Here is a 16,373-nt window from a genome sequence, read left to right as displayed (position 1 = left end):
GCGACTACAGCCGGGGCACAGCAACAGGTCCACCATCGCGGACATGAACCATCCACCTCTTCAACTCATCGTGGAGGAGCCGCAACCCGGCGCCTTCGTGTGGAAGCTCCAGCAGACGGATGCGCAGGGGCAGCCCCGGCGCACCGTGCGCGAGTGCGAGTCGCCCGCGGACAGCTACGAGGCCGCGCTGGCCAGCGGAACGCGGGCGCTGAAGACGGCTCTGCGCGAGGGCGAGCCGTCGCATGCCTGATAGGCATGTCTGAGCCTTCGGCGCGTCGTACGCGCCGCTGAAGGGGGCCTGCCAGTTCCGACACGCCGGGTCCAGCGAGGCGAGTCGGAGGATCGGGCCAGTGTCCAAGCCGCATGGCGCTGGCGAGGACGTCACCTTCGGGTGCGTGCATGTGCCGCGCGCCCCGGCGGTGTGCGCGCCGGCGTTGGATTGTCCCCATGCGGGAGACAAAGTAATTCCTTTTGCGGGATTTATCTGTGGGTGGCCCTGCGGCACACTTTCGGCTGCCCGCGCGCGACCGGTTCCATGCCGTCTCGTTGCCATCCGAGCGCGAGGCGTCACCCCGGGGCCCGTCCATGCACATCGCTTCCGTTTTCGTCTCTGCTCGCCGTGGCGCTGGCCCGCTGGCCGGTGCCGGGCTGGCCCTGGCGCTTGCTGCGCCGCTCGTGCAGGCACAGGAGCCGAATGCGCTGACGCCTTTCTCGGCCGCGGCCGGTGCGGTCCCGCCCGCACCCTGGCACTTCAGCACGCTGCCCAACAAGACGCCCACCCACTTCGACGTCGTCTCGGAAGACGGGCGCCGCGTGCTCAAGGTCGAGGCCAACGATTCCTATGGCCTGCTGTCGCACCGCGTGCAGTTACCGCTGAACGAGTCGACGGTGCTCAGCTGGCGCTGGCGCGTCGACCAGTTCGTCGATGGCGCCGACCTGCGCACCCGCACGGGTGACGATGGCGCGGCCAAGCTCTGCGTCTTCTTCGACTTTCCGACCGACCGGCTGCCGCTGCTGGAGCGCACGCGCCTGGGTGTGGCGCGCAGCGTCTCGGGCGAGGACGTGCCCAGCGAGGCCTTGTGCTACGTCTGGGACGGCAAGGAGGCCAAGGGCCAGATGCTGGTCAACGCCTTCACCAACCGTATGCACATGGTGGTGCTCGAATCCGGCCCCGCCGCGCAGCCCGGCACCTGGGTGAGCGAGCGCCGCAACCTGCTGGCCGACTACCGCCGCGCCTTCGGCACCGAGGCACAGGGCGCCACGCCCGGCGTGGCGGCGGTGGTCGTCTCGGCCGATGCCGACAACACGCACGGCCACGGCCTGGCCTACTTCTCCGACCTGAGCCTCGTGGGCCCCGCCGGCGTGCGCGCCGAAGCGCGGCCCACGGCCAGTGGCATGGCCGAATAGGGGGGCTGCCATGAACGACCTCATCTCGCTGCTCGCCACCCAGGGCCCCGCCGTGGTTCTGGTGGTGACGCTGGCCGCCCGGCTCGGCGCGCCGGTCCCGGCCGTGCCGTTTCTGGTGGTGGCGGGTGGCCTGGCGATGGGCGGCTCGGCGCTGAATGCCGTGGCCATCGTCCTCGCCTCGCTGCTGGGCAACATCCTGGGCGACGGCGCCTGGTTCCTGGCCGGACGGCGCTGGGGCTATGCCGTGATGCGGCTGCTGTGTCGCGTCTCGCTCTCGGCCGACACCTGCGTGTCGCGCAGCGAAGCGATCCTCGGCCGGTGGGGTGGGCTGTCGCTGATCGCGGCCAAGTACGTGCCCGGCGTCTCGGTGGTGGCGCCGCCCATGGCTGGCGCGCTGGGCATGTCGAATGCGCGCTTCCTGGCCTTCGAGACGGCCGGCGCCCTGGTCTGGACGCTGGGCTACCTGTTGCTGGGTGCCGTGTTCCACGCCGCCATCCGCGATGTGCTGGCCGTGCTGGCCAACATCGGGCTGGCCGCCACCGTGGTGGGCGGTGTGCTGCTGGTGGCCTTCGTGCTCTGGCGCTACCACCAGCGCCGGATGGCACGCCGCGCCGACGACATCGTGACGATCAGCGTCGACGCCCTGCGCACGGCGCTGGCGCAGGGGCGCGCGCCGACGGTGCTCGACGTGCGTGGCGATCAGGTGCGGGCGATCGACCCGCGGGCCATCCCGGGCGCGGTGGGCTTTGCGCTGGCCGAGCTTCCGCATGCGCTCGGCCCCTTGGCCGATGGCCGCGACCTGGTGGTGTTCTGCGACTGCCCGGCCGATGCATCGGCCATCGCGGCGGCACGGGTACTGATGGCGGCAGGGCTGCCGCGGGTGCGCGTGCTGGAAGGTGGCCTGTCGGCCTGGGCGGCCGCCGACGTGGGCGATGGCGGGGCGGTCGAGGCGGCGCCGCCCGTTCCCGCATCGCTGGGCGCGACCGGCGCCGCCTGAGGCCTGGGCAAGGCGGCGAGGTTTTCGTGGCAACCTCGCCGGCTCATGCAAGCCCTTCTCGACGCCATCCATTCCCTAGCGCCCGCCCCTGACGCGCGGCGGATCTTCCACGGCCGTGGTGGCCTTCACGCCGGCTGCGAGCACCTGGTGCTCGACGCCTATCCCCCGGTCTTCGTGCTCACCAGCTTCAAGCCGCTGGCCGATGAGGACCTGGCCCGCATCGGTGAGGCCCTGCAGGCGCGATGGGCCGAGGTGGCGCCCGGCGAGCCGCTGAACTGGGTCTACCAGTGCCGGCACGAGGGGCGCAGCGAAACGCGCCTGATGGCCGGCGCAGTGCCCGACCCGCATGTGGTGACCGAGGACGGCGCCCGCTACCGCGTGCATGTGCTGCGCGGCCAGAACCACGGCCTCTTCCTCGACATGGCCGGGGGCCGGCGCTGGGTGCGCGCGCACGTGGCCGCGCGGCCGGGCTCGGCGGTGCTCAACCTCTTCGCCTACACCTGCGCCTTCTCGGTTGTGGCGCTGCAGGCCGGCGCGGGCCACGTGGTCAACGTGGACATGAGCGCCGGCGCCATCGCCATCGGCCAGCAGAACCACCGGCTCAACGGCGTGGAAGGCGGCGCCAGCTTTCTGCCCCACGACCTCTTCAAGACCTGGGGCAAGGTCACGCGCGGCGGGCCCTACGAGCTGGTGGTGGTCGATCCGCCCAGCTACCAGAAGGGCAGCTTCGTGGCGACCAAGGACTATGCGCGGCTGATGCGCCGCCTGACCGATCTGCTGGCGCCGGGCGGCCATGCGCTGCTGTGCCTCAATGCGCCGGAGCTGGGCGTGGCCTTTCTGCAGGACCAGATGGCCGAGCTGGCGCCTTCGCTGCGGTTCGTGGAGCGCGTGGCCAACCCGGCCGCCTTCGCGGATGTGTCGGCCGACCGGGCGCTGAAGGTGCTGGTGTACGCGGCGCCTGCCGGCGAGTAGGCCGCGGGCGTCATTCAGCGATGGGTGGCCCGGTCATGCGCGAGGCGGTCAGGCCAGGCCAGTGACGACAGAGAAGGGACTGCCCATCAGCCCTCCGGTTTCTGCTGCGCCGCCGCGGCCCGAAAGGCGCCGGGGCTCTGCCCCGTCCATTCGCGGAAGGCGCGCGAAAAGCTCTTCTCGTTGCGAAAGCCCACCGCCAGCGCCACCTGCTTGACCGGCCGCGTCGTGCGCTGCAGCAGTTCGATGGCCTGCTGCTGGCGCACCTCGTCCTTCAGGCCCTGCAGGCTCTGCTCTTCGGCCAGCAACTGCCGGTGCAGCGTGCGGCTGGAGATGTGCAGCAGCGCCGCCAGGCCCTCCGCGGTCGCGGCCTGCGCGCCATGGGTGCGCAGCGTCTCGCGCACGCGCTGGCCCAGCAGCCGGTCGCGCCGGTACTGCAGCACCGTCAGCGGCAGGGCGCGGCGCAGCATGGTGCGCAGGGCCGCCTCGTCGCGCAGCAGCGGCAGCGCCAGGTAGCGCGCGTCGAAGCGAAAGCCCGCCTGCGTCGCGCCGAAGTGGATCCGACCGCTGAACATCAGCCCGTAGGCGTCGGCATGCGGCGGCGCCTCGAAAGGAAAGTGCGCCTCCTGCAGCCACAGCCGCGAGTCGATGGCCCAACTGGCAAAGCCATGCAGAAAGCGCAGGCTGGAGACCAGGCAGAACTCGCGGAAGCTGCCGAGGGGGCGCCGCTCCTCGATCCACACCGAGGCGACCTCGTCCTCCACCTCCAGCCGCAGCGCGATGTCGTCCACCAGCAGCCGGTGGTGACGGCACCAGCGCTTGATGGCCACGCCCAGGTCCGGCGCGGTGATCGAGGCGCGGCACAGCATGCCGTGGCTGCCCCAGGGCAGGCGGCGGCTGAACCAGCCCAGGGCTTCGTCGTCCAGCTCCTGCATCGCATGCTCGTTGAGCGCCTCGAACTGCGCCGCGGTGACGCGGGCCTCCGGCCGCCACAGTTCGCGCGGCGTGATCTGTGCCGCGCGCAGGGCCGCGCCGGGGTCCACGCCGTAGCGGGCATAGCCCTGCACGATGGCTCGTACGAAGGCCATCGGCGTGGCCGCGCGTTGGGGTTTGAGGAAGCGGGGTGAGGGCATCTAGTGGATAACCCGAGGCATCAGTCGATGGCGGGATTTGCAACCATTGTGTCGCCAAATGGGAATCCCCCGGGCGTAAGCTGGCCGGGCTTTCGCACACCTTCCACGGAGACGACGCATGTCCGCACAACGCCTGCCCGGCCTGGACTTCGGCCTGGGCGACACCCTCGACGCCCTGCGCGAGGCCATCGCCGATTTCTGCGCCCACGAGATCACGCCCCGCGCCGCGGACATCGACCGCGAGAACCTCTTCCCCCGCGACCTGTGGGCCAAGCTGGGCAGCCTCGGCCTGCACGGCATGACGGTGAAAGAGGAATTCGGCGGCACCGAGCTGGGCTACCTGGCCCACATCGTCGCCATGGAAGAGGTGTCGCGCGCATCGGCCTCGGTGGGCCTGTCGTACGGCGCGCATTCCAACCTGTGCGTCAACCAGATCCATCGCAACGGCAGCGAGGCGCAGAAGAAGAAGTACCTGCCCAAGCTGGTCAGCGGCGAGCACGTCGGCGCGCTGGCCATGAGCGAGCCCAACGCCGGCTCCGACGTGGTGAGCATGAAGCTGCGTGCCGACAAGAAGGACGGCTACTACGTCCTCAACGGCAGCAAGATGTGGATCACCAACGGCGGCGATGCCGACACGCTGGTCATCTATGCCAAGACCGAGCCCGAGATGGGGGCCCGCGGCATGACGGCCTTCCTGGTCGAGAAGGGCTTCAAGGGCTTTTCTGCCGGCACCAAGCTCGACAAGCTGGGCATGCGCGGCAGCAACACCTATCCGCTCTTCTTCGACAACTGCGAGGTGCCCGAGGAGAACATCCTGGGCGGCGAGGGCAACGGCGCCAAGGTGCTGATGAGCGGGCTGGACTACGAGCGCGCCGTGCTCTCCGGCGGCCCGCTGGGCATCATGGCCGCCTGCATGGACGCGGTGCTGCCCTTCGTGCACGAGCGCCAGCAGTTCGGCCAGGCCATCGGCGAGTTCCAGCTGATGCAGGGCAAGGTCGCCGACATGTACAGCACCTGGCAGGCCTGCCGGGCCTATGTGTACGCCGTGGGCCGCGCCTGCGACACGGCCGACCATGCGCGCACCTTCCGCAAGGACGCGGCCGGCGCCATCCTGTACGCGGCCGAGAAGGCCACCTGGATGGCCGGCGAGGCGATCCAGGCCCTGGGCGGCGTGGGCTACACCAAGGACTTCCCGGTCGAGCGCCTGTGGCGCGACGCCAAGCTCTACGAGATCGGCGCCGGCACCAGCGAGGTCCGCCGCATGCTGATCGGGCGCGAGCTGTTCGCCGAGACGGCCTAGCCTTTTCTCCCTCCCCCTCTGGGGGAGGGCAGGGGTGGGGGCCGCGGCATTCGACCGTGGCGCTGCGCTTGCAGCCGAGGCAGGCCCCCATCCCAACCTTCCCCCGGAGGGGAAGGAGAAAGACACAAGGAGACCCGCAATGAATGACAGCTACGCCCGCGGCGCCACCGAGCCCGCCCTGATCGAGCAGACCATCGGCGACTTCTTCGACGCCATGGTGGCGCGCCAGCCCGAGGCGCTGGCGCTGGTGAGTCGCCACGAGGGCGTGCGTCTTTCCTACGGCGAGTTGCGCCAGCAGGCCAACCGACTGGCCAGCGCCCTGCTGCGCGCCGGCCTGCAGCCGGGAGAGCGCATCGGCATCTGGTCGCACAACAACCTGGCCTGGGTGCTGATGCAGATCGCCACGGCCAAGGCCGGGCTGGTGCTGGTCAACATCAACCCGGCCTACCGCACGTCCGAGGTCGAGTACGCGCTGAACAAGGTGGGTTGCAAGGCGCTGGTGACCATGCCGCGTTTCAAGACCAGCGAGTACCTCGCCATGCTGCGCGAGCTGGGCGCGGCCCGGCTGCCCGACCTCAAGAACATCTGGTGGATCGACGCGCCCGGTGCCGCCGATGAGGCCGGCCCGGACATCGCCACCGACCGCTTCTCACAGTTGCTGGCCAGCGGCGATGCGGCCGACCCGCGTGTGGCCCAGGTGCAGGCCACGCTGCGCGCCACCGACCCCATCAACATCCAGTTCACCAGCGGCACCACCGGCTTTCCCAAGGGCGCCACGCTCACGCACCGCAACATCCTCAACAACGGCTACTTCATCGGCGAATGCATGAAGCTGGGCCCCGAGGACCGGCTGTGCATCCCCGTGCCCATGTACCACTGCTTCGGCATGGTGCTGGGCAACCTGGCCTGCCTGACGCACGGCAGCGCCATCGTCTACCCCAACGACGGCTTCGACCCGTTGCTCACGCTCGAAGCGGTGCAGGCCGAACGGTGCACGGGCCTGCACGGCGTGCCTACGATGTTCATCGCCGAGCTCGACCATCCGCGCTTTGCCGAGTTCGATCTCTCCAGCCTGCGCACCGGCATCATGGCCGGCACCGCCTGCCCCATCGAGGTGATGAAGCGCGTCGTGGACCGCATGCACCTCGGCGAAATCACCATCGCCTACGGCATGACCGAGACCAGCCCGGTGAGCTGCCAGAGCAGCACCGACACGCCCCTGGAGCGACGCGTCTCCACCGTCGGCACGGTGCAGCCGCACCTGGAGGTGAAGATCGTCGACCCCGAGTCCGGCGCCACGGTGCCGCGCGGCCAGCCGGGTGAGCTGTGCACCCGCGGCTATTCGGTGATGCACGGCTACTGGGACGACGAGGCCAAGACCCGCGAGGCCATCGACGCCGAGGGATGGATGCACACCGGCGACCTGGCCACCATGGACGACGAGGGCTACGTCAACATCGTCGGCCGCATCAAGGACATGGTGATCCGCGGCGGCGAGAACATCTACCCGCGCGAGATCGAGGAGTTCCTGTACCGCCATCCGCAGGTGCAGGACGTGCAGGTGGTGGGCCTGCCCGACCGCAAGTACGGCGAGGAGCTGTGCGCCTGGATCATTCCCAAGCCGGGCCAGCAGCCCACCGAGGCCGACATCCGCGCCTTCTGCCAGGGCCAGATCGCGCACTACAAGGTGCCCAAGTACATCCGCTTCGTCGATGCCTTCCCGATGACGGTGACGGGCAAGATCCAGAAGTACCGCATCCGCGACCAGATGGCCGAGGAACTGGGCCTTCAGGCCGAGAAGACGGCATGAGCATGCCGGTGGCTGCAGGCATGGCCGGTGCGTCGACCGCGCCCCGCGCGTCAGTCGCGCGAGGCCGGGCCGTGCGGCGCCAGCCCGGCGGCCTGACGTGCGGCGCGCAGGCGCTTGCGCAGCGCCACCTCGGCCATGTCCAGCTCGCCCACCAGTTCGCGCAGCGAGGCGTCGTTGATGCGATGCGACTGGCGCTCGGCATACAGCGCGTGCCGCTCGGCCTGCAGGCAGGCCAGGCGCAGTTCCAGTTCATGCACGAAGCCCTGCTTGCGCGCCCGCACCGCCTCGGCCTCCTCGGCACGCGTCTCCGGGGTGGAGGCGGTGGCGCTGGCGTCATCCAGCAGCTCCAGCCGGACCCGGTACTGCTGGGTGATGCGGCCGACCATCTCCTGGCGCTCGGCCGCCGTGTCGGCATCGACATCGTGCAGGTCCTTCTGGCTGCGCACGAGATTGGCGATGGCGGCATGGCAGGCGGCGATGCGGGCCTCGCGTTCCTCGCGCACCTCGGGCGCTTCGGCCGGCTGGGGCAGCTTGCGCAGCACCAGCGGCAGGCCGATGCTGCCCACCAGCAGCGTCACGAGGATGGTGCCCGTGGCCAGGAAGACGAGCAGGTCGCGCGAGGGAAAGGGCGTGGTCTCGTCCACCATCAGCGGGATGGACAGCGCGCCGGCCAGCGTCACCGCGCCGCGGATGCCCGCCAGCGTGATGGCCAGGGTCAGCCGCCCGGAGGGGGCCTCTGGCATGCGGCCGTCGCGGTGCGCCCGGCGCAGGCCCCCGCGGATGGCCAACTGCAGCCACACCCAGCGCAGCGCCAGCAACGCGGCCGAGATCGCCAGCACATAGCCCACCAGCGTCCAGGCGCCGTGGTGCTTGCTCTCATCCACCGTGCGCAGGATCGAGGGCAACTGCAGCCCCAGCAGCAGGAAGATGGCGCCGTTGAAGGCCGACTCGATCATGGTCCAGGTGCCTTCGGCCTGCATGCGCTCGGCGATGAACTCGCTGCGCTCCAGGTCGGCGAAGTTGGTGGCGATGCCGGCCGCCACCGCGGCCAGGATGCCCGAGACCCCGATGCGTTCGCCCACGATGTAGGCCGCAAAGGGCAGCAGCACCAGCAGCAGCACCATCTGCGTGGCCGCCACGTCGCCCAGCCGGCGGGTGACGGCGGCGCGGGCATGGGCGAAGCCCCAGCCCAGCAGCATGCCGGCGCCCACGCCGCCCAGGGCGATCCACAGGAACTCGCGCGTCACCTGCGCCCACGAGAACAGGCCGGTCAACGTGGCGGCCACGGCGAACTTGAGCGCCACCAGGCCCGAGGCGTCATTGAGCAGCGATTCGCCCTCCAGCACATGCATGGTCTTGGCCGGCATGCCGAGGCGCCGCGTGATGGCCGAGACGGCCACGGCGTCGGTAGGCGAGACCACCGCGGCCAGGGCGAAGGCCACGGGCAGCGGCATCTCCGGAATCATCCAGTGCACCAGCCAGCCCAGGCCGAACACGGTGAAGGCCACCAGGCCGAAGGCCAGCTTGAGGATGGGCCGGTGCAGCGCGAAGAACTCCCGCTTCGGAATGCGCCAGCCGTCCGCGAACAGCAGCGGCGGGATGAACAGCAGCAGGAACAGCTCCGGATCGAAGGCGATGTGCAGGCCCTGCTGCGGCCACGACAGGGCGGCGCCCAGGGCGATCTGGATCAGCGGCAGCGGAATGGCACGCAGGTAGCGGGCGGCAATGCCGGTGAGGGCGCCGAGCATCAGCACCAGCAGGACGGTTTCGACGGTATGCAATTCGAGCGATTCTTGGATGAGGCGGGGCGCAGGGCTAGGAGTGTCCGTCGCCGCCAAGGGTTCGCATCATCTTCGCGCGGCGAGCGGCCGCGCGTCAGGCTCCAAGGACATTCATGAGCAAACTGGTCTCCCAACTCAATCCCAGATCCGAGGCCTTCCAGGCCAACGCCGCCGCCATGCGCGCGCTGGTGGACGACCTGCGCGCCCAGTTCGCGCGGGTGGAGCAGGGCGGCGGCGAGGCCGCGCGCGCCAAGCACACGGCCCGCGGCAAGCTGCTGCCGCGCGACCGGGTGCAGCAACTGCTGGACCCGGGCTCGCCCTTCCTGGAGATCGCGCCGCTGGCCGCGCACGCCATGTACAACGGCGATGCGCCGGGCGCGGGCCTGATCGCCGGCATCGGCCGTGTGAGCGGCGTGGACTGCATGGTGGTGTGCAACGACGCCACGGTGAAGGGCGGCACCTACTATCCGATGACGGTCAAGAAGCACCTGCGTGCCCAGGAGATCGCGGCGCAGAACCGGCTGCCCTGCATCTACCTGGTCGACTCGGGCGGTGCCAACCTGCCCAACCAGGACGAGGTCTTCCCCGACCGCGATCACTTCGGCCGCATCTTCTACAACCAGGCCAACATGAGCGCGGACGGCATCGCGCAGATCGCGGTGGTCATGGGCTCGTGCACGGCGGGCGGCGCCTATGTGCCGGCCATGAGTGACGAATCGATCATCGTCAAGGAGCAGGGCACCATCTTCCTGGGAGGCCCGCCGCTGGTGAAGGCGGCCACCGGCGAGGTGGTGTCGGCCGAGGACCTGGGCGGTGGCGACGTCCACACCCGCCTGTCGGGCGTGGCGGACCATCTGGCGCAGAACGACCTGCATGCGCTGGCGCTGGCGCGGGAGGCGGTGAGGAACCTGAATGTTCCCCAGTCCGTTCGCACTGAGCCCGTCGAAGTGCCGGCCCCGGCTTCGACGGGCTCAGCCCGAACGGGTGGGGGAAGGCCGGCGTTCGAAGAGCCAGCGTTCCCGCCGGAAGACCTCTACGGCGTCATCCCCACCGACACCCGCAAACCCTTCGACGTGCGCGAGATCATTGCCCGCATCGTCGACGGCAGCGAGTTCCACGAATTCAAGGCGCGCTTCGGCACCACCCTCGTCTGCGGCTTCGCGGCCATCGAGGGCATGCCGGTGGGCATCGTGGCCAACAACGGCATCCTGTTCTCGGAGTCGGCACAGAAGGGCGCGCACTTCATCGAGCTGTGCGGCCAGCGCAGGATCCCGCTGGTCTTCCTGCAGAACATCACCGGCTTCATGGTGGGCCGCAAGTACGAGAACGAAGGCATCGCTCGCCACGGTGCCAAGATGGTGACGGCAGTGGCGACGGTCAACGTGCCCAAGTTCACCATCATCATCGGCGGCAGCTTCGGGGCCGGCAATTACGGCATGTGCGGCCGGGCGTACTCGCCGCGCTTCCTCTGGATGTGGCCCAACGCCCGCATCAGCGTGATGGGCGGCGAGCAGGCGGCCAGCGTGCTGGCCACCGTCAAGCGCGACGGCATCGAGGCCCGTGGCGGTCAGTGGAGCAAGGACGAGGAAGAAGCGTTCAAGGCGCCCATCCGCCAGCAGTACGAGGACCAGGGCCATCCCTACTACGCCACGGCGCGCCTGTGGGACGACGGGATCATCGACCCCGCCGACACCCGCCGCGTGCTGGCGCTCGGCCTGGCCGCCGCGCGGCATGCGCCCATTCCGGAGCCCAAGTTCGGTGTGTTCCGCATGTGATGAGTGATGTGTATGATTTTCCGTTTTCATACACATAGGGGGTGCCATGCGGACCAACATCGTGATCGACGACGCGCTCATGGAGGCCGCCATGCGCGCAGGTGGCTTCAAGACCAAGAAGGAAGCGGTCGAAGAGGGCCTTCGGTTGCTGGCCCGGCGCGAGGCCTACCAGAAGCTGCTGGCATTGCGAGGCAAGCTGCAATGGATGGGCGACGAGAGCATCGACTGGACGCGCCTGCCGGCCGAGCCGCAGGCCGTCCAGGAGCCGGCGCCTGCGCCGTACGTGTCGAAGAGGCGCTCGCGGCCATGATGACGGTCGATTCCAGTGTCTGGATCGACTTCTTCCGCAATCGGGAGACGTCTCAGACCTCGGCCCTGCGGCAGTTGATGGAGGGCAACGAAGACCAATTGGTCTTGCTGGATCTGGTTCTCATGGAGGTGCTGCGCGGCTTTGCGCACGACCGGGAGTGGCGCCTTGCACGCGAAGCCTTGGCGGCCTTGCCTGTCGCCACGGCCGGCGGCGAAGCCGTCGCCCTGCGCGCCGCCGACATCTACCGCCAGCAGCGTCGGCGCGGCGTCACCGTCCGCAGCCCCATCGACCTGATGGTCGCCGCCTGGTGCGTGGAGCATGGCTGTGCGCTCCTGCACGGCGACCGCGATTTCGACGGCATCGACGGCCTGAACGGCTGGAAGGACTGAGGTCATGCATCCACGTCACCGCCATCCGTCTCGCACCCGCCGCCCGCCGGTTGGGCGCGGCCCTGTATGGCGGGCGTTGTTGCGGACGATTGCCAGTGCTCTCCGGCGCGCATGGCTGGCCCTGCCGCTGGCGGCTTTCCTCATTCCTGCGCATGCGACGTTGCGCGAGACCCAGCTCGATGTGCCCGTCTCGGTGCAGGACATGCAGGGCCGGCGCGTCGCCCAGACCATCCGCGTCACCGTATTCGACGATGACGCCAACCCGCACCCGGCGCCGGTGCTGGTGCTCAACCACGGCCGGGCGGTCGACGCGGCCGGCCGCGCGGCGCTGGGCCGCGCGCGCTATCACGAGGCTTCCCGCTTCTTCGTGCGGCATGGCTTCATCGTGGCCGTACCCACGCGCGTGGGCTACGGTGTGAGCGGCGGGCCGGACGTGGAGGACAGCGGCGCCTGCCAGCGGCGCGACTATCCCGCCGGCTACGGCGCCGCGGCCGACCAGGCGCTCGCGGCCTTGGCTGCCGTGCGCGCGATGCCTGGCGCGGACCCGGGGCGCGCCGTCATCGTCGGCCAGTCCTACGGCGGTGCGACCGCCATCGCCGCCGCCGCCCGCGCCACACCGGGCGTGGTGGGCGCGATCAACTTCGCCGGCGGCGGCGGTGGCAACCCGCGCACCCATGCCGGCCAGCCCTGCTCGCCGCAGCAGATGGGCGAGCTCTTCGCCAGCTACGGCCGCAGCGTGCGAATGCCCACGCTGTGGCTGTATGCCGAGAACGACCAGTACTTCGGCGCCGACTGGCCGCGCCAGTGGTTCTCGGCCTTCCGCGCCGCGGGCGGCAATGGCGAGCTCGTGCAGTTCCCGCCGCAGGGCGAGGACGGTCACAGCACCTTCACCCGCGCACCGCAGGCCTGGCAGCCGGTGGTGTCCGGCTTTCTGCAGCGGTTGGGTTTTCCGGCACTGCGCGACTGAACCCTTCGACCAACCGAGACACGCCATGACCGACTTCACCACGCTCGCACTGCACATCGACGGCCCGGTGGCCCGCATCTGGCTCAACCGGCCCGAGATGCGCAACGCCATCGACGACGTGTTCATCCGCGAGCTGGCCGAGGCCTTCACGCAGGCCCAGGCCGCCGAGGGCGTGCGGGCCGTGGTGCTGGGCGGGCGCGGCCCGGCCTTCTGCGCCGGCGCCAACCTCAACTGGATGAAGCGCGCCGCCAGCTTCACGCCCGAGCAGAACCTGCAGGACGCCGCCGGCCTGCCGCGCATGCTGCGCACCCTGGCCGACAGCCGCCTGCCGGTGATCGCGCGCATCCAGGGCGACGTGTACGCGGGCGGCATGGGCCTGGTGTCGGTGTGCGACGTGGCCATCAGCGCCGACAGCGCCAATTACTGCCTCAGCGAGGTCAAGATCGGCCTCATCCCCGCCACCATCAGCCCCTATGTGATCCGGGCGATGGGCGCGCGCGCGGCGCAGCGCTACTTCCTCACGGCCGAGCGCTTCACCGCGGCCGAGGCCCATCGCGTCGGCTTCGTGCACGAGGTGGTGCCGGCCGACGCGTTGGACGCCAAGGTGGACGAGGTGCTCAAGAACATCCTGGCCGCCGCACCCGGCGCGGTGGCCGAATCCAAGCGCCTGCTGCGCGACGTGACCGGCCGGCCCATCGACGACGAACTCGCCGCCGAGACGGTGCGCCGCATCGCCGCCCTGCGCGCCAGCGAAGAGGGCCAGGAGGGCTTGCGCGCCTTCCTGGAAAAGCGCAAGCCAGCCTGGACGCAGGTGCGCTGATCGGCCCCCGATGGACGGCCTGGACTTTCCCCAACTGCTCGCGCTGGCCGCCGCCCTCGGCTGGGCCAGCGGCGTGCGCCTGTACCTCGCGGTGCTGCTGGTGGGCCTGGCCGGCTGGCTGGGCTGGGTGCCGCTGCCCGCCGGGCTGCAGGCGCTGTCGCACCCGGTGGTGCTGATCGTCAGTGGCTTTCTGGTCTTCGTCGAATTCTTCGCCGACAAGATTCCGGGCCTGGATTCGCTCTGGGACATGGTTCACACCGTGATCCGGATCCCGGCCGGCGCCGCGCTCGCGGCCTCGGTGTTCGGCGCCGATCATGCGGCCATGGCCGTGGTGGCGGCGCTGGTGGGCGGCGGCTTCGCGGCCACGGCCCATGCGGCCAAGGCCACCACGCGCGCGGCCATCAACACCTCGCCCGAGCCCTTCACCAACGTGGGCGCCTCGCTGGCCGAGGACTCGCTGGTGCCCGCGGGCCTGTGGCTGGCGCTGGCACATCCGCTGGTCTTCCTGGTGGCGCTGGCGCTGGTGCTCGTCCTCAGCGTGTGGCTGATCCGCAAGAGCTGGCGCTTCCTGCGTGCGCTCGTCGGCCGCCTCACGCGCATCTTCAGCGGCCGGCCCGACCCGGGTGTCGCGCCTGCCTTTTCCCGCGCTGGCCGCGGCAACAAATCGTCCGGAGACCTGCCCCATGTTCAAGAAGATCCTCATCGCTAACCGTGGCGAGATCGCCTGCCGGGTGGCGGCGACTGCACGCCGCCTTGGCGTGCGCACCGTGGCCGTGTATTCCGATGCCGACGCGCAGGCCAACCATGTGCGTGCCTGCGACGAGGCCGTGGCCCTGGGCGGCAACGCACCCAAGGAAAGCTACCTGCGCTGGGAGCGCATCCTCGAAGCCGCCCGCGCCACCGGCGCCGAGGCCATCCACCCCGGCTACGGCTTCCTGTCCGAGAACGAGGACTTCGCCCGCGCCTGCGCCGAGGCGGGCCTGGTCTTCATCGGCCCGCCGCCCTCGGCCATCCAGGCCATGGGCCTGAAGGCCGAGTCCAAGCGGCTGATGGAGAAGGCGGGCGTGCCGTTGGTGCCCGGCTACCACGGCGCCGACCAGGACCCGGCCCTGCTGCAGCGCGAGGCCGACCGCATCGGCTACCCGGTGCTCATCAAGGCCAGCGCGGGTGGCGGTGGCAAGGGCATGCGCATCGTCGAGAAGAGCGAGGACTTCGGCGCCGCCCTGGCCAGCTGCCAGCGCGAGGCCATCAACAGCTTCGGCGACGACGCCGTGCTGATCGAGAAGTACGTGCAACGCCCGCGGCACATCGAGATCCAGGTCTTCGGCGACACGCAGGGCCACTACGTGCACCTGTTCGAGCGCGACTGCTCGGTGCAGCGCCGCCACCAGAAGGTGCTGGAAGAGGCGCCCGCGCCCGGCATGCCGCCCGCGCTGCGCCAGCGCATGGGCCAGGCCGCCGTCGATGCGGCCCGCGCCGTGGACTACGTGGGCGCCGGCACCGTCGAGTTCATCGTCGAGCAGACCGGCGGCTACGACGCGCCCGAGGCCATGACCTTCTACTTCATGGAGATGAACACGCGGCTGCAGGTGGAGCATCCGGTGACCGAGGCCATCACCGGCCTCGACCTCGTGGAATGGCAACTGCGCGTGGCCAGCGGCGAGCCACTGCCCCTGGCGCAGGACGATCTGCGCATCCACGGCCACGCCATCGAGGCGCGCATCTGCGCCGAGAACCCCAACAAGGGCTTTCTGCCCGCCACCGGCCCGCTGACCGTGTACCGCAAGCCGGCCGCCGCGGCCTTCGCGCGGGCCGATGTGCGCATCGACGACGGCGTGCGCGAGGGCGGCGAGATATCGCCGTATTACGACTCCATGATCGCCAAGCTGATCGTGCATGGCGACACGCGCGAGCAGGCGCTGGCACGCCTCGACGCGGCGCTGGCCGAGGTTCACATCGTGGGCGTGGCGACCAATGTGCAGTTCCTGCGCGGCGTGCTGGCCACCGAGTCCTTTTCGAAGGCGCGGCTGGACACGGCGCTGATCGAGCGCGAGCGGGCGCAGCTCTTCGACCGCGATCCCCTGGGCCTGCCGCTGCTGGCGGCGGGCGTCGTGGCCCGCCAGTTGGCGGACGAGGCTGCGCAGGCTGCAGGCGGCCCCTTCGGCCGTGCCGACGGCTGGCGCGGCCTGGGCCTCGCCACACGCACCTTCGCCTTCGACTTCAATGGCCAGGGCGCCACGGCGCTGCTGCGCTACGGCCCCGGTGCCACGCGGCACTTGAGCGTGGGCGAGGGCGAGTCGCAGGTCGCGGGCGACCTGGCCTGGACGCTGCTGCCCGACGGCCGCCTGTCGCTGGACTTCGCCGGCCGCCGCGAGGTGTTGGCCGTGCATCGTCACCAGGACCAGTGGCATGTGTTCGGCCAGGCCGGCGCCGGCCGCATCGATGCCGTCGACCGTCTCGCCCATGCCGGCGACATCCAGGCCGAAGGCGGACGCCTGACGGCGCCGATGCCCGGCAAGGTGGTGTCCTTCGCCGTCAAGGCGGGCGACACGGTGAGCAAGGGCCAGCCGCTGGCGGTGATGGAGGCCATGAAGATGGAGCACACCATCGCCGCGCCGGCCGACGGCACCGTGGCCGAACTGCTGTTCGCGCCCGGCGACCAGGTCACCGAAGGGGCAGAGCTCCTGCGTCTGGCCGCGTAGCATCGCGGGCTGT

At 70.4% G+C, this 16,373-nt stretch carries 15 protein-coding genes; 13 read left to right on the top strand and 2 right to left on the bottom strand.

Features of this window, described 5'->3' with window-relative positions; translation table 11 throughout:
• The first annotated feature begins 43 nt into the window (after positions 1–43).
• From KBC94_RS21865 to KBC94_RS21850, 4 genes are all read left to right on the top strand, one after another.
• Positions 44–250 carry a hypothetical protein gene (locus KBC94_RS21865; RefSeq protein WP_294375095.1) on the top strand — a complete coding sequence of 69 codons (207 nt, stop codon included), beginning with the start codon at positions 44–46 and terminating at the stop codon, positions 248–250.
• Between the two features lie 335 nt (positions 251–585).
• Positions 586–1,407: a DUF3047 domain-containing protein gene (locus tag KBC94_RS21860; RefSeq protein WP_294375093.1), complete on the top strand. Its 822-nt coding sequence runs from the start codon at positions 586–588 to the stop codon at positions 1,405–1,407.
• A 10-nt stretch (positions 1,408–1,417) separates the two neighbouring features.
• Positions 1,418–2,404, top strand: a complete 987-nt coding sequence (locus KBC94_RS21855) for a VTT domain-containing protein (protein ID WP_294375090.1) — start codon at positions 1,418–1,420, stop codon at positions 2,402–2,404.
• A 45-nt stretch (positions 2,405–2,449) separates the two neighbouring features.
• The gene (locus KBC94_RS21850; protein WP_294375089.1) at positions 2,450–3,376 is read left to right on the top strand and encodes a class I SAM-dependent methyltransferase; all 927 of its coding nucleotides are present in this window, start codon (positions 2,450–2,452) and stop codon (positions 3,374–3,376) included.
• Between the two features lie 86 nt (positions 3,377–3,462).
• On the opposite strand, the gene KBC94_RS21845 is transcribed toward KBC94_RS21850, so the two are convergent.
• Positions 3,463–4,506: an AraC family transcriptional regulator gene (locus tag KBC94_RS21845; RefSeq protein WP_294375086.1), complete on the bottom strand. Its 1,044-nt coding sequence runs from the start codon at positions 4,504–4,506 to the stop codon at positions 3,463–3,465.
• Positions 4,507–4,624: 118 nt separating this feature from the next.
• On the opposite strand from KBC94_RS21845, the gene KBC94_RS21840 reads away from it, so the two are divergent.
• Together KBC94_RS21840 and KBC94_RS21835 are read left to right on the top strand one after the other, a co-directional pair.
• Positions 4,625–5,806 (top strand): isovaleryl-CoA dehydrogenase, encoded by a 1,182-nt coding sequence (locus KBC94_RS21840; RefSeq protein ID WP_294375083.1) that lies wholly within the window; start codon positions 4,625–4,627, stop codon positions 5,804–5,806.
• A gap of 139 nt (positions 5,807–5,945) precedes the next feature.
• Positions 5,946–7,616, top strand: a complete 1,671-nt coding sequence (locus KBC94_RS21835; RefSeq protein WP_294375081.1) for an AMP-binding protein — start codon at positions 5,946–5,948, stop codon at positions 7,614–7,616.
• Positions 7,617–7,666: 50 nt separating this feature from the next.
• Here KBC94_RS21835 and KBC94_RS21830 read toward each other — a convergent pair whose 3' ends face one another.
• A complete protein-coding gene (locus KBC94_RS21830) occupies positions 7,667–9,397 on the bottom strand; it encodes a Na+/H+ antiporter (protein WP_294375079.1) in 1,731 nt (576 codons plus the stop codon).
• A 113-nt stretch (positions 9,398–9,510) separates the two neighbouring features.
• Here KBC94_RS21830 and KBC94_RS21825 point away from each other — a divergent pair, with 113 nt between their 5' ends.
• The 7 genes from KBC94_RS21825 to KBC94_RS21795 all read left to right on the top strand — a co-directional run bounded on the left by KBC94_RS21825 (position 9,511) and on the right by KBC94_RS21795 (position 16,360).
• On the top strand, positions 9,511–11,172 hold the full coding sequence (locus tag KBC94_RS21825) for a carboxyl transferase domain-containing protein (RefSeq protein WP_294375078.1): 1,662 nt from the start codon (positions 9,511–9,513) through the stop codon (positions 11,170–11,172).
• Between the two features lie 46 nt (positions 11,173–11,218).
• Positions 11,219–11,482 (top strand): type II toxin-antitoxin system VapB family antitoxin, encoded by a 264-nt coding sequence (locus tag KBC94_RS21820; RefSeq protein WP_294375075.1) that lies wholly within the window; start codon positions 11,219–11,221, stop codon positions 11,480–11,482.
• A complete protein-coding gene (locus tag KBC94_RS21815) occupies positions 11,479–11,871 on the top strand; it encodes a PIN domain-containing protein (RefSeq protein WP_294375072.1) in 393 nt (130 codons plus the stop codon). The genes KBC94_RS21820 and KBC94_RS21815 overlap by 4 nt, the downstream gene beginning before the upstream one ends.
• Positions 11,872–12,031: 160 nt before the next feature.
• Positions 12,032–12,838 carry an alpha/beta fold hydrolase gene (locus tag KBC94_RS21810; protein ID WP_294375069.1) on the top strand — a complete coding sequence of 269 codons (807 nt, stop codon included), beginning with the start codon at positions 12,032–12,034 and terminating at the stop codon, positions 12,836–12,838.
• Between the two features lie 25 nt (positions 12,839–12,863).
• The gene (locus KBC94_RS21805; protein WP_294375065.1) at positions 12,864–13,658 is read left to right on the top strand and encodes an enoyl-CoA hydratase/isomerase family protein; all 795 of its coding nucleotides are present in this window, start codon (positions 12,864–12,866) and stop codon (positions 13,656–13,658) included.
• 10 nt (positions 13,659–13,668) lie between these two features.
• Positions 13,669–14,367: a DUF4126 domain-containing protein gene (locus KBC94_RS21800; protein ID WP_294375062.1), complete on the top strand. Its 699-nt coding sequence runs from the start codon at positions 13,669–13,671 to the stop codon at positions 14,365–14,367.
• A complete protein-coding gene (locus KBC94_RS21795) occupies positions 14,342–16,360 on the top strand; it encodes an acetyl/propionyl/methylcrotonyl-CoA carboxylase subunit alpha (protein WP_294375059.1) in 2,019 nt (672 codons plus the stop codon). The genes KBC94_RS21800 and KBC94_RS21795 overlap by 26 nt, the downstream gene beginning before the upstream one ends.
• Positions 16,361–16,373: the final 13 nt, after the last annotated feature.

Source organism: Pseudacidovorax sp., from assembly GCF_017991995.1.
Classification (GTDB): Bacteria; Pseudomonadota; Gammaproteobacteria; order Burkholderiales; family Burkholderiaceae_C; genus Xenophilus.
The sequence above is the reverse complement of the archived record's forward strand: the minus strand, read 5'-3'. Positions and strand labels throughout refer to the sequence as shown.

Coding starts and splice junctions, on each gene's coding strand:
- KBC94_RS21805 (WP_294375065.1), top strand. CDS start 12,864: ATGACCGACTTCACCACGCTCGCACTGCACATCGACGGCCCGGTGGCC.
- KBC94_RS21800 (WP_294375062.1), top strand. CDS start 13,669: ATGGACGGCCTGGACTTTCCCCAACTGCTCGCGCTGGCCGCCGCCCTC.
- KBC94_RS21795 (WP_294375059.1), top strand. CDS start 14,342: ATGTTCAAGAAGATCCTCATCGCTAACCGTGGCGAGATCGCCTGCCGG.
- KBC94_RS21855 (WP_294375090.1), top strand. CDS start 1,418: ATGAACGACCTCATCTCGCTGCTCGCCACCCAGGGCCCCGCCGTGGTT.
- KBC94_RS21820 (WP_294375075.1), top strand. CDS start 11,219: ATGCGGACCAACATCGTGATCGACGACGCGCTCATGGAGGCCGCCATG.
- KBC94_RS21845 (WP_294375086.1), bottom strand. CDS start 4,506: ATGCCCTCACCCCGCTTCCTCAAACCCCAACGCGCGGCCACGCCGATG.
- KBC94_RS21860 (WP_294375093.1), top strand. CDS start 586: ATGCACATCGCTTCCGTTTTCGTCTCTGCTCGCCGTGGCGCTGGCCCG.
- KBC94_RS21825 (WP_294375078.1), top strand. CDS start 9,511: ATGAGCAAACTGGTCTCCCAACTCAATCCCAGATCCGAGGCCTTCCAG.
- KBC94_RS21850 (WP_294375089.1), top strand. CDS start 2,450: ATGCAAGCCCTTCTCGACGCCATCCATTCCCTAGCGCCCGCCCCTGAC.
- KBC94_RS21865 (WP_294375095.1), top strand. CDS start 44: ATGAACCATCCACCTCTTCAACTCATCGTGGAGGAGCCGCAACCCGGC.
- KBC94_RS21835 (WP_294375081.1), top strand. CDS start 5,946: ATGAATGACAGCTACGCCCGCGGCGCCACCGAGCCCGCCCTGATCGAG.
- KBC94_RS21815 (WP_294375072.1), top strand. CDS start 11,479: ATGATGACGGTCGATTCCAGTGTCTGGATCGACTTCTTCCGCAATCGG.
- KBC94_RS21840 (WP_294375083.1), top strand. CDS start 4,625: ATGTCCGCACAACGCCTGCCCGGCCTGGACTTCGGCCTGGGCGACACC.